8 protein-coding genes are annotated in these 12439 nt (G+C 64.0%); 5 read left to right on the forward strand and 3 right to left on the reverse strand.

Going from position 1 to position 12439, the window contains the following annotated elements:
• The 3 genes from secD (at position 1) to HHL15_RS03845 (ending at position 5216) form a co-directional block, all read left to right on the forward strand.
• The gene (gene secD, locus HHL15_RS03835; RefSeq protein WP_169144498.1) at positions 1-1860 is read left to right on the forward strand and encodes a protein translocase subunit SecD; all 1860 of its coding nucleotides are present in this window, start codon (positions 1-3) and stop codon (positions 1858-1860) included.
• Positions 1861-1891: 31 nt separating this feature from the next.
• Entirely contained in the window at positions 1892-2824 is a 933-nt protein-coding gene (secF, locus tag HHL15_RS03840) for a protein translocase subunit SecF (RefSeq protein WP_169144499.1), read from the forward strand.
• A gap of 154 nt (positions 2825-2978) precedes the next feature.
• A complete protein-coding gene (locus HHL15_RS03845) occupies positions 2979-5216 on the forward strand; it encodes an NADP-dependent isocitrate dehydrogenase (protein ID WP_169144500.1) in 2238 nt (745 codons plus the stop codon).
• A gap of 67 nt (positions 5217-5283) precedes the next feature.
• Here HHL15_RS03845 and icd read toward each other — a convergent pair whose 3' ends face one another.
• Positions 5284-6528, reverse strand: coding sequence for an NADP-dependent isocitrate dehydrogenase (gene icd, locus HHL15_RS03850; protein WP_169144501.1), 1245 nt, complete (start codon positions 6526-6528; stop codon positions 5284-5286).
• Between the two features lie 361 nt (positions 6529-6889).
• Between icd and aceK the strand changes: the two genes are divergently transcribed.
• Both aceK and HHL15_RS03860 read left to right on the forward strand, forming a co-directional pair.
• Positions 6890-8653 carry a bifunctional isocitrate dehydrogenase kinase/phosphatase gene (gene aceK, locus HHL15_RS03855; protein WP_169144656.1) on the forward strand — a complete coding sequence of 588 codons (1764 nt, stop codon included), beginning with the start codon at positions 6890-6892 and terminating at the stop codon, positions 8651-8653.
• A gap of 193 nt (positions 8654-8846) precedes the next feature.
• Positions 8847-11522: a 3-hydroxybutyrate oligomer hydrolase family protein gene (locus HHL15_RS03860; protein WP_235943212.1), complete on the forward strand. Its 2676-nt coding sequence runs from the start codon at positions 8847-8849 to the stop codon at positions 11520-11522.
• A 14-nt stretch (positions 11523-11536) separates the two neighbouring features.
• Here the strand turns inward: HHL15_RS03860 and HHL15_RS03865 are convergent, their stop codons facing one another.
• Positions 11537-11965, reverse strand: coding sequence for an NUDIX hydrolase (locus HHL15_RS03865; RefSeq protein WP_169144502.1), 429 nt, complete (start codon positions 11963-11965; stop codon positions 11537-11539).
• Positions 11965-12414, reverse strand: a complete 450-nt coding sequence (gene dut / locus HHL15_RS03870; RefSeq protein WP_169144503.1) for a dUTP diphosphatase — start codon at positions 12412-12414, stop codon at positions 11965-11967. Before dut ends, HHL15_RS03865 begins: the two co-directional genes overlap by 1 nt.
• Between the last annotated feature and the right edge of the window lie 25 nt (positions 12415-12439).

Genomic DNA, 12439 nt, shown 5'->3' on the forward strand with positions numbered 1-12439 from the left:
ATGAACCGCTATCCCCTCTGGAAAAACCTCCTCATCGGGCTCGTCCTGTTGTGGGGTCTGATTTACACCCTGCCGAATTTCTACGGGGAGGTACCCGCCGTCCAGGTCTCCAGCGGCAAGGCCACTCTCAAGCTGGACCCCGGCACCGTCATGAAGCGCGTGGAGGAGAGTCTCGGCAAGGCCGGTCTCCAGCACGACGGGTTGTTCGCCGATCTGACCAGCGTGCGTGCCCGCTTCCGCGACACGGACACCCAGCTGAAGGCCAAGGACGCCATCGAAAAGGCCTTCAATCCGGATCCGACCGACCCCTCCTACGTGGTCGCCCTGAACCTCCTCTCGGCGAGCCCCCAGTGGCTGACCTCCATCCACGCCCTGCCCATGTATCTGGGCCTGGACCTGCGGGGCGGCGTGCACTTCCTGCTCCAGGTGGACATGAAGGGAGCCGTCACCAAGCGTCTCGACGCCACCGCCGGCGATCTCCGCACCCTGCTGCGCGACAAGAACGTCCGCCATGCCGGCATCAGCCGTGAAGGGCAGAACGTGGTCGTGAAGTTCCGCGAGGCCGAGGCCCAAAGCCGCGCCCGTGCCGTGATCATGGCCGCCAACAACGACCTGCAGATCACCGAAGGTCAGGACGGCGCCGATTTCAAGCTCACCGCAGCCCTCTCGCCCCTGGCCCAGAAGTCCATCCAGGAGTCGGCCCTCAAGCAGAACATCACCACCCTGCACAACCGGATCAACGAACTCGGAGTGGCCGAGCCGGTGATCCAGCAGCAAGGCCTCGACCGTATCGTGGTTCAGCTGCCGGGCGTGCAGGATGTGGCCAAGGCCAAGGACATTCTGGGCCGCACCGCGACCCTCGAGATCCGCATGGTCGACGACACCCCGGGCGCCCTCGAGGCAGCCGTGGGCGGCGCCATCCCGGCCGGCACCGAGGTCTACAACGACCGCGACGGCCGCCCGATCCTGGTCAAGAAGCAGGTCGTGCTGACTGGCGAGCGCCTCACCGACGCCCAGCCCGGCTTCGACGGCCAGAACCACGAGCCGGCCGTGCACCTCACCCTCGACTCCGCCGGCGCCCGCATCTTCAAGGACGTGACGCGCGAGAACATCAACAAGCGCATGGCCATCCTGCTGATCGAAAAGGGCAAGGGCGAAGTCGTCACCGCCCCGGTCATCCGCAGCGAGATCGGCGGCGGTCGCGTGCAGATCTCCGGCAAGATGAGCTCCGAGGAAGCCACCGACACCGCCCTGCTGCTGCGTGCCGGCTCCCTCGCCGCCCCGATGGAGATCATTGAGGAGCGTACCATCGGCCCCAGCCTTGGCGCCGAGAACATCAGCAAGGGCTTCCACTCCACCCTGTGGGGCTTTGTCGCCATTGCCGTCTTCATGTGTGCCTATTACATGCTGTTCGGCCTCGTGTCGGTGCTGGCCCTGGCCTCCAACCTGCTCCTGCTGGTGGCCTTGCTGTCGCTGCTGCAGGCCACCCTGACCCTGCCGGGCATCGCCGCCATTGCGCTGACCCTGGGTATGGCCATCGACGCCAACGTGCTGATCAACGAACGCATCCGGGAAGAGCTGCGCAACGGCGCCACCCCGCAGGCCGCCATCCACGCCGGCTACGACCGGGCCTTCGACACGATCCTGGACTCCAACGTCACTACCCTGATCGCAGGCATTGCGCTGCTGGTCTTCGGCTCGGGCCCGGTGCGCGGCTTTGCCGTGGTGCACTGCCTGGGCATCCTGACCTCCATGTTCAGCGCCATCCTGGTCTCCCGCGGCCTGGTGAACCTGGTCTATGGCAAGAAGCGCAAGCTCGACAAGCTGGCCATCGGCCAGGTGTGGAAGCCGGGCCTCTGACGCGCCCTGAACACGAAACGGACACGCCACCATGGAATTTTTCCGCATCCGCAAAGACATCCCGTTCATGAAGCACGCGCTGGTGTTCAACGTCATCTCGTTGATCACCTTCCTGCTCGCGGTGTTCTTCCTGGCCACCAAGGGCCTGCACTTCTCGGTCGAGTTCACCGGCGGCACGCTGATGGAGGTCAGCTATGCCGAGCCTCCCGCCCTGGAAAAGATCCGCGAGGCCATGGCCAAGGAAGGCTACCAGGACGCGCAAGTCCAGAACTTCGGCAGCGCCCGCGACGTGCTGATCCGCCTGCCCAACCGGGAAGGCATGGAAACCGGCAAAGTCAGCGACAAGGTGCTGGCCAGCCTGAGCACCCTCGACGGCCCCAAGGCCGAGCTGCGCCGGGTTGAATTCGTCGGCCCGCAGGTGGGCAAGGAGCTCGCCTCCGACGGCGCGATGGCCCTGCTGCTGGTGATCGGGGGCATCGTCCTTTACCTGGCGATGCGCTTCGAATGGCGCTTCGCGGTATCGGCCATCATTGCCAACCTGCACGACGTGATCATCATCCTGGGCTTCTTCGCCCTGTTCCAGTGGGAGTTCTCCCTGCCGGTGCTGGCCGCCACCCTGGCCGTGCTAGGCTACTCGGTGAACGAGTCGGTGGTGGTCTTCGACCGGGTCCGCGAAACCTTCCGCAAGAAGCGCGGCCTGACCACCCCACAGGTCCTCGACCACGCCATCACCAGCACCATCAGCCGGACCATCATCACCCACGGCAGCACCCAGATGATGGTCCTGTCCATGCTGCTGTTCGGCGGCGAAACCCTCTACTACTTCTCCCTGGCCCTGACCATCGGCATCTGCTTCGGCATCTACTCCTCCGTCCTCGTCGCCAGCCCGCTGGTGATGTGGCTGGGCGTGTCCCGCGAACAGTTCATGCAGGTCAAGAAGGACAAGGAAGAAGCCGTAGTCTGAGCCGCCTGGCGGCACCGCGCCTCGCCGCTTTCAATGCGGCAGCGCGGGATACATGTTATTTTTCGGTGGGCGGCAGTCCCGCAGTCCACGCACACCCATGGCGGCAAAGAGTCAGCATTGGCTCGTCGTCGACACAATCATCGAGGGAAGAAACATGGTTACAGGGAAATCGAAGATCATCTACACGCTGACTGACGAGGCGCCGCTTCTGGCCACGTGTGCATTCCTTCCCATCATCCGCACCTTCACCGCCCCCGCCGGCATCGAGATCGAGAAAGCCGACATCTCGGTGTCCGCCCGCGTGCTGGCCGAGTTTCCCGAATACCTGAGCGACGATCAGAGAGTACCGAACACCCTTGCCGAACTGGGCAAGAAGACCCTCGAAGCCGACGCCAACATCATCAAGCTGCCGAACATCAGCGCCTCGGTGGGCCAGCTGAAGGTCTGCATCAAGGAACTGCAGGCCAAGGGTTACGCCGTTCCCGACCTGCCGGAAGCCCCCTCGACCGATGAAGAGAAGTCCATCGCCGCCCGCTACGGCAAGTGTCTGGGCTCCGCGGTCAACCCGGTCCTGCGCGAAGGCAACTCCGACCGCCGCGCGCCGCTCGCCGTCAAGAACTACGCCCGCAAGAACCCCCACTCCATGGGTGAATGGAAGCCCTGGTCGCGGACCCACGTGTCCCACATGCACCATGGCGACTTCTACCACGGCGAAAAGTCCCTGACCCTGGACAAGGCCCGCAACGTGCGCATGGAGCTGATCGCCAAGGGCGGCAAGATCACCGTGCTGAAGCCGAAGGTCGCGCTGAAGGAAGGCGAGATCATCGACTCCATGTTCATGAGCAAGAAGGCCCTGTGCGACTTCTACGAGAAGGAACTGGAAGACTGCCGCGAGTCCGGCATCCTCTTTTCCCTGCACGTGAAGGCCACCATGATGAAGGTGTCCCACCCCATCGTGTTCGGCCACTGCGTCAAGATCTTCTACAAGGAAGCCTTCGAGAAGCACGAGGCGCTGTTCGCCGAGCTGGGCATCAACGTCAATAACGGCATGGTCGACCTCTACGAGAAGATCAAGACCCTGCCGGAGTCCAAGCGTGACGAGATCATCCGCGACCTGCACGCCTGCCAGGAACACCGTCCGAAGCTGGCCATGGTCGACTCGGCCAAGGGCATCACCAACTTCCATTCGCCCAACGACGTCATCGTCGACGCCTCCATGCCGGCCATGATCCGCCAGGGCGGCAAGATGTGGGGTGCCGACGGCAAGCAGTACGACAGCAAGTGTGTCATGCCGGAATCGACCTTTGCCCGCATCTACCAGGAGATGATCAACTTCTGCAAGACCAACGGCAACTTCGACCCGAAGACCATGGGCACCGTGCCGAACGTCGGCCTGATGGCCCAGAAGGCCGAGGAATACGGCTCCCACGACAAGACCTTCGAGATCCCCGAAGACGGCATCGCCAACATCGTCGACATCGACTCCGGCGAAGTGCTGCTGACCCAGAACGTGGAAGCCGGCGACATCTGGCGCATGTGCCAGGTCAAGGACGCGCCGATCCGTGACTGGGTCAAGCTGGCCGTCACCCGGGCCCGCAACTCCAACACCCCGGCGGTCTTCTGGCTGGACTCCTACCGCCCCCACGAAGCCGAGCTGATCAAGAAGGTGGAAACCTACCTGAAGGATCACGACACCAGCGGCCTCGAGATCTACATCATGTCCCAGGTCCGCGCCATGCGCTTCACCCTGGAGCGCGTGATCCGCGGCCTCGACACCATCTCGGTGACCGGCAACATCCTGCGCGACTACCTGACCGACCTGTTCCCGATCATGGAACTCGGCACCTCCGCCAAGATGCTGTCCATCGTCCCCCTGATGGCGGGCGGCGGCATGTACGAAACCGGCGCCGGCGGCTCCGCACCCAAGCACGTGCAGCAGCTCACCGAAGAAAACCACCTGCGCTGGGACTCCCTTGGCGAATTCCTGGCCCTGGCCGTATCGCTGGAAGACCTGGGCATCAAGACCGGCAACACCCGTGCCGTACTGCTGGCCAAGACCCTCGACGCAGCCACCGGCAAGCTGCTGGACAACCGCAAGTCGCCGTCCCCCAAGACCGGCGAGCTCGACAACCGCGGTTCCCAGTTCTACCTGGCCATGTACTGGGCCCAGGAACTGGCCAACCAGACCGAGGATGCCGAACTGGCCGCCCGGTTCTCGAAGCTGGCCAAGAGCCTGACCGAGAGCGAAGCCCAGATCGTTGCCGAGCTGAAGACCGTACAGGGCAAGGCCGTGGATATCGGTGGCTACTACAAGGCCGACTCCGAGAAGTGCAAGGCCGTGATGCGTCCGAGCCCCACGCTCAACGCAGCGCTGCGCGCCGCCCAGGCCTGATGAGGCGGGTGGCCCCCACCAGCGGGGACCATGCCTGAAAGGGGGCCACCGGAAACGGTGGCCCTTTTTACATCCGCTCGATCATCGCGTCGCCAAAGGCCGAACAGGACACCTCCGTGGCACCCTCCATCAGGCGGGCAAAGTCATAGGTCACGATCTTGTCGCCGATGGCCGCCTCCATCGCCTTGATGACCAGATCGGCCGCCTCGCCCCAACCCAGGTGGCGCAACATCATCTCGGCCGACAGGATGAGCGACCCCGGATTCACCTTGTCGAGCCCGGCATACTTCGGGGCCGTACCGTGGGTGGCCTCGAAACAGGCGTACTGGTCCGAGATGTTAGCCCCCGGCGCAATCCCGATCCCACCCACCTGGGCGGCCAGGGCGTCGGAGATGTAGTCGCCATTGAGGTTGCAGGTGGCGATCACGTCATACTCCGCCGGCCGCAGCAGGATCTGCTGCAGGAAAGCGTCGGCAATGGCGTCCTTGACGATGATCTCGCGACCGGTATTCGGGTTCTTGAACCTGCACCACGGCCCGCCATCGATCGGCTGGGCACCGAACTCCTCCTGGGCCACCTTGTAGCCGGTGTCACGGAACAGGCCCTCGGTGAACTTCATGATGTTGCCCTTGTGCACGATGGTCACCGACTTGCGATCATTGTCGATTGCATACTTGATGGCCGCACGTACCAGGCGGGTGGAGCCCTCGATGGATACCGGCTTGATGCCGATGCCGGAGGTCTCCGGGAAGCGGATCTTCCTGACCCCCATCTCCTCGGTCAGGAACTTGATGACCTTCTTCGCACTGTCGGACTGGGCCGCCCATTCCACCCCCGCGTAGATGTCCTCGGTGTTCTCGCGGAAGATCACCATATTGACCAGCTCGGGCTGTTTCAGCGGTGAGGGCACGCCCTGGAAGTACTGCACCGGGCGCACGCACTGATAGAGATCCAGTTCCTGGCGCAGGGCCACGTTGAGGGAGCGGATACCACCGCCCACCGGAGTGGTCATCGGCCCCTTGATGGAGACTGAGAACTCCTTCAGCGCATCAAAGGTCTCCCTCGGGAACCACTCGTCCGGGCCATACAGCTGGGTGGATTTCTCACCCGCATAGACCTCCATCCAGTAGATCTGCTTCTTGCCGCCATAAGCCTTGTTCACGGCGGCGTCGATGACCTTGATCATCACCGGGGTGATGTCCACACCGATGCCATCGCCCTCAATGAAGGGGATGATCGGATTATCGGGAATTGCCTGGCCCGGAACGATTTTTTGACCGCCAGCCGGCACCTTGATCAGAGAAGTAGTCATTCCAGCTCCCTCACATAGGATTTCGTGTCTTACGGATCGGCCGACGCACGGTACTGAGCCTGGGGCCGCCCCTCCCGGAGCCACCCGGCGCGCGCGCCACCGATTCACTGCCTGCCCCGCGCTGACGCTGCCCGCACGGAGCAAACTGAGAAGATTATGGACGATTTCCGGGCCGGGTCAATGCTGCACCGCCCACCGCCGACACGCCGGAAAGCCACGCCTGCCGGGCTTTTCGGCGCAGGGCGGAGGCGCCGCGGGTGCTAGAATTTTGAGTACCTACAAGGCCCCGGGCCAGCTTCCGGCAAGCCTTCAGAGCACTGCCAGAACAACGAAAGTCGCAGCGCGCGACGCGGGGGAGATGATGGACGTCACCAGCAACGAGAACCCGGTTGCCCTGGCCATCGCCCAGGCCATGATCGAGGGCTTCAACAAGCACTACCGCATCTTCCGGGAGACCTCCCGGCACGCCAAGCAGAGCTACGAGGCGGCGGAATGGCAGGAGCAGCTCGCCGCCGTGAGGGATCGCGTGCAGTTCTACGACGACCGGGTCAACGAGGCCGTCCTGCGCCTGCACGAGGAATTCAACGCAGAGTCCATCGACGACGCCACCTGGCAGGCCGTCAAGCTGCACTTCATCGGCCTCCTCATCAACCACAAGCAACCGGAGCTGGCCGAGACCTTCTTCAACTCGGTGACCACCAAGATCCTGCACCGGGAGTACTTCAACAACGATTACATCTTTGCCCGGCCGGCCATTTCCACCGACTACATCGAGTCCTTTCCACCCACCTACTCCAGCTACTACCCCCAGGACGATGGGCTGCGCGCCACCATCGCCCGGCTCATCGAGGACTTCGACTGGCAACGCCCCTTCGAGAACCTCGAGCGGGACGTGGACTATGTGATGCGGACCGTCGAAAAGCACCTGGAGAGCTGGCCGAAGATGGAGGTGAACTGCCAGATCCAGGTCCTGTATTCAGCCTTCTACCGCAACAAGACCGCCTACATCATCGGCAAGGCGATCAATGGCTACCAGGAGTATCCCTTCGTGATCCCGGTGCGCCACGGCACCTCCGGCATGCTCTACCTCGACACCATCCTGCTCGACACCTGGCGCATCTCCCTGCTCTTCTCCCTGTCCCGCGCCTACTTCCTGGTGGACATGGAAGTACCCTCGGGCTACGTGCAGTTCCTGCGCAGCATCATGCCCAACAAGCCGCGCTCCGAGCTCTACACCATGCTCGGGCTGGGCAAGCAGGGCAAGACGATCTTCTTCCGCGACCTGATCGCCCACCTGCGCCACTCCAACGACCAGTTCATCGAGGCACCGGGCATCCGCGGCCTGGTCATGCTGGTGTTCACGCTGCCGTCCTATCCCTACGTGTTCAAGATCATCAAGGACGTCTTCGGCAGCTCCAAGAACATGGACAGGGCCACCGTCAAGCGCAAGTACCTGCTGGTACGGCAGGTCGACCGGGTCGGGCGGATGGCCGACACCCTCGAGTTCTCCAATGTAGCCCTGCCCCGCAGCCGCTTCCACCCGGACCTGATCCTGCAACTCAAGGAGCTCGCGCCCTCGGTTCTCGAGGAGGATGGCGACGCCCTGGTGATCAAGCACCTCTACATCGAAAGGCGCATGACTCCGCTCAACCTCTATCTGGCCAAGGCCAGTGACGAGCAGATCGACGAGGTCGTGCGCGAATACGGCCAGGCCATCAGCGAGCTGGCCATCGCCAACATCTTTCCGGGCGACATGCTGTGGAAGAACTTCGGCGTGACCCGCTACGGCAGGGTCGTGTTCTACGACTACGACGAGATCGAGTACATGACCGACTGTAACTTCCGCAAGATCCCGCCGGCCCCCAACGAAGAGATGGAGATGTCCGGCGAGCCCTGGTATTCGGCTGCGCCGCTGGACATCTTCCCGGAAGAATTCGCCACCTTCCTGCTCGGCCAGCCCAAGATCCGCAAAGCCTTTCTCAAGCACCACCGCAACCTGCTCGACCCCCGGTTCTGGCAGGACGCCCAGGACAAGATCCGCCAGGGACACGTGGAGGACTTCTACCCCTACCCCCAGGAAATGCGCTTCCGCCACACCTTTGCCGAAGCCCCCGGCTCCGGCTGAGACCCGGCTTCGTAACACCCGGATTGCACGCACATTACATGCAGAGAACCGCCGGCCCGCCCGGCGGTTCTTCATTGCGATGCAGGTAAACCCGAGTGCCGTAAACCCCAGTGTCGAAGCAAGCCGTTTGGCATCAACATGGCCGTGAAGCCCCTCTTCCGGGCGCTTCCACAATCAATAAAGGAGGAGACACATGAACAACCGCGTCAGACGGAATTCACTTGCCCTGGCCATCAGCAGCGCCCTGCTGGTAGCCGCTTGCGGAGGTGGTGGTGGCGGCGGCAGCGCCCAGCTTTCGGGCATTGCCGCCGAAGGCCAGGCCATCGCCAACGTGACGGTCACCGTCAAGGACCGGCTGGGCCAGACCCGCACGGCCCAGACCGATGCCAGCGGCAACTACACCATGAATGTCTCCGGCCTAAGCTACCCGCTCATGTTCCAGATCACCGGCAGCAAGGGCACCTGGCACGCCCTCGCCACCGAAGCCGACAGCAACCAGCGGATCAACATCAACAACGCCACCAACAGCATTGCCATGCTGGCCCTGGGACTGGCCAATGACAACGCGCTCAAGGGTGCCTTCGCCTCAGGCAACTTCACCCAGGTCACCGCGGCGGCCATTGCCGAGGCAGACAGCAAACTGCTCGACGCCTACCAGGCCGAACTCGGAAAGCGGCCCGCCAGCCTGCGCAATGCCGTGTTCGTCCCGGCCACGGCGGTATCCGAGGGTGACGAAACCGACCGCCTGCTCGGCATGATCGACCTCCAGCCATCCGGCGGCGGCTTCGGCACCTACAACCGCCTTCCTGACCGCATCCAGGCCGACTCACTCAGCACCCGGACCTACGATGGCAGCAGTGACGACCTGCTCACTGCCGGTCTCGGCAAGACCGGCCTCGGCGCAGCAGCGGCCCCGGCCTACGCCAACCCGGCCTCACCCACCGCGGCCGAACTGCGCCGCAACGCCATCTACAACAACTATCGCGCCCTGGTCGACGCCAACAAGGCCACTGGCGGCTATGGCAGCCTGTACGGCCCCAACATCGACGTAAACGGTGGCGACACCCTGGGCGAAGGCAGGATCGCCGGTACCGAGACCATCGCCTTCTCCGGCGACGACAGCGGCAAGCGCCTGGTGACCCTGATGGTCCAGGTGCCGAACAGCTTCGACCCGACCAAGCCCTGCATTGTCACCGCCACCTCCTCGGGCTCCCGCGGCGTCTACGGCGCCATCGGCACCGCCGGTGAATGGGGGCTGAAGCACGGCTGCGCCGTCGCCTACTCCGACAAGGGCAGTGGCAACGGCATGCACGACCTGGCCCGCGACACCGTGAACCTGATCGATGGCACGGTCAGCACCGCCAGCGCCGCGGGCAAGCGCGCCCACTTCGCCGCCGACCTGAGTAAGAACCAGCTCGACGCCTTCAACCTGGCCTTCCCCAACCGGATCGCCTACAAGCACGCCCACTCCCAGCAAAATCCGGAGAAGGACTGGGGTCACACCACCCTGGACGCCGTCACCTTTGCCTTCTACGTGCTCAACGAGAAATATGGCACCGCCAACGGCGCCGGCAAGAAATCGCGCACGCTGCGACCGTCCAACACCCTGGTGATCGCCTCCTCGGCCTCCAACGGTGCCGGCGCAGCCCTGCTCGCCGCCGAACAGGACCACTGGGGACTCATCGATGGCGTGGCCGTCAGCGAACCGCAGATCCAGCCTAAAGACGTCAGTGGCCTGTCAATCAAGCAGGGCAATGCAAGCGTCCCGACCATAGGCAAACCGCTCATCGACTACTTCACCTACGCCAACCTGTACCAGCCCTGCGCAGCCCTCGCCACCGCGGCCACCGGCTCTCCGGGGGCCGGCCTGATCGCCTTCTACGCCAGCAACCGCTGCACGGCACTGAAGGCCAAGGGCCTGCTCAGTGGCGCCACTCTGCAGGCCCAGGCCGATGAGGCCCTGCAGAAGCTGCACAACTATGGCTGGGCGGCAGAGCACGATCTCTACCACGCCTCCCACCACGCGCTGGCGACTCCTTCCATCGTGGTCACCTACCTGAACACGCTGGGACGCTTCAGTGTCACAGACAACGTCTGCGGCTTCAGCTTCGCTTCCACGGTGGGCGCCGCCGGAGCAAGCCTCGGCAACGTCACTGCCATCAGTGCGGCCGTGCAGGCGGGGATCTTCGCCAACGGCAACGGCGTGCCACCGACGGCGGGGATCAACCTGGTGTACAACGACGCCACTGGCGGCGCCAAACGGGATGTCCTGGCCGTATCACCGTCCACCGGGCTGGCCGATGCGGCCCTCGATGGCGCCCTGTGTGCCCGCGCCCTGGTCACCGGCACGGATCCGGTCAGCGGCTCAGCGCTGACCGGCACGCTGCTGGCCCAGTCCGAAAGGGTCAAGAAAGGCATCGCGGAAGTTCAGGCGACGGGGTCTCTGGGCGGCAAACCTGCCGTGATCGTGGCTGGACGTTCCGACACCCTGATCCCGGTCAACCAGGCATCCCGCGCCTACTTTGGCGCCAGCCGCAAGGCCGACGGCAACAACAGCAAGCTGCGCTACTACGAGGTGACCAACGCCCAGCACTTTGACGCCTTCATCGACAACGCCGCCCTGCCCGGCTACGACAGCAACCTGATCCCGCTGCACGTGTACTTCAACCAGGCCATGGACCTGATGTATGCCCACCTGAGGAACGGCACGGCCCTGCCCGACTCCCAGGTCATCCACACCACCCCGCGGGGCGGCACGGCGGGATCGGCGCCGGCCATCAGCGCAGCCAACCTCCCGGCCATTGCGGGCAGCCCAACCGCCGACAAGCTGATCAGTTACAGCAACGGTACGGTCAGCATCCCCGACTGAAGCCGGGAAACACCTCAACGCCAGCCGGACTCCTGGATCCAGGGGCCCGGCCCGGCCGCAAGGGCATCACGGACATAGGGCACGATGGTGTCCGGCAGAGCACTGCGGGAAAACCACTGCAGCGCATCGCACTTGTCGGGCTCGGCAATCCGGGGTTCCCCCTGCCAGCATCGCGCCGCCAGGAAAAAATCGATCCGGTTGGTGTCGGAACGGCGATGCACCACACCGACGACCGCCAAATCAGCCTCGGCCAGCACGACGCCCACTTCCTCGGCCATCTCGCGGATGGCGGTGGCGCGCAGCGACTCACCCTCCTCCACATGCCCGCCGGGCAGGCTGTAGAGACCATCGAAAAAGCCGGTGCCAGCGCGGCGCATCAGCAGCACCTTCCCGTCCCGCTCGAGCAGGACATGCACGCCGGCAGGGATACCCGCATGACGCATCAGTGCTTGCCGGTACTGCCGAAGCCACCGGCACCCCGCTCGCTTTCCGAGAAATCGTCCACCACGTTGAAGGCCACCTGCAGCACCGGCACCACCACCAGCTGGGCAATCCGCTCCATGGGCTGGATCATGAAATGCTCATGCCCCCGGTTCCACACCGAGACGAAGATCTGCCCTTGGTAGTCCGAATCGATCAGGCCGACCAGGTTGCCCAGCACGATGCCGTGCTTGTGGCCCAAGCCCGAGCGCGGCAGGATCATCGCCGCCAGCCCGGGATCCGCCAGATGAATGGCCAGGCCAGTCGGTACCAGCGTGGTCTGCCCCGGCGCCAGATCGATCGGCGCATCCAGGCAGGCGCGCAGGTCCAGGCCCGCGGAACCTCCGGTTGCATAGGCCGGAGGCTGGATCTTGAGGCGTTCATCGAGGATCTTGATGTCGATTCGGTGCATGTTGATAGGTCCGGGCGAAAGGAAT

Source organism: Zoogloea dura, from assembly GCF_012927165.1.
Lineage (GTDB): Bacteria > Pseudomonadota > Gammaproteobacteria > Burkholderiales > Rhodocyclaceae > Zoogloea > Zoogloea dura.

Bases quoted from the DNA above. Each gene is read 5' to 3' on its own strand.
- secD (WP_169144498.1), top strand. From the start codon at position 1: ATGAACCGCTATCCCCTCTGGAAAAACCTCCTCATCGGGCTCGTCCTG.
- secF (WP_169144499.1), top strand. From the start codon at position 1,892: ATGGAATTTTTCCGCATCCGCAAAGACATCCCGTTCATGAAGCACGCG.
- HHL15_RS03845 (WP_169144500.1), top strand. From the start codon at position 2,979: ATGGTTACAGGGAAATCGAAGATCATCTACACGCTGACTGACGAGGCG.
- icd (WP_169144501.1), bottom strand. From the start codon at position 6,528: ATGACTACTTCTCTGATCAAGGTGCCGGCTGGCGGTCAAAAAATCGTT.
- aceK (WP_169144656.1), top strand. From the start codon at position 6,890: ATGGACGTCACCAGCAACGAGAACCCGGTTGCCCTGGCCATCGCCCAG.
- HHL15_RS03860 (WP_235943212.1), top strand. From the start codon at position 8,847: ATGAACAACCGCGTCAGACGGAATTCACTTGCCCTGGCCATCAGCAGC.
- HHL15_RS03865 (WP_169144502.1), bottom strand. From the start codon at position 11,965: ATGCGTCATGCGGGTATCCCTGCCGGCGTGCATGTCCTGCTCGAGCGG.
- dut (WP_169144503.1), bottom strand. From the start codon at position 12,414: ATGCACCGAATCGACATCAAGATCCTCGATGAACGCCTCAAGATCCAG.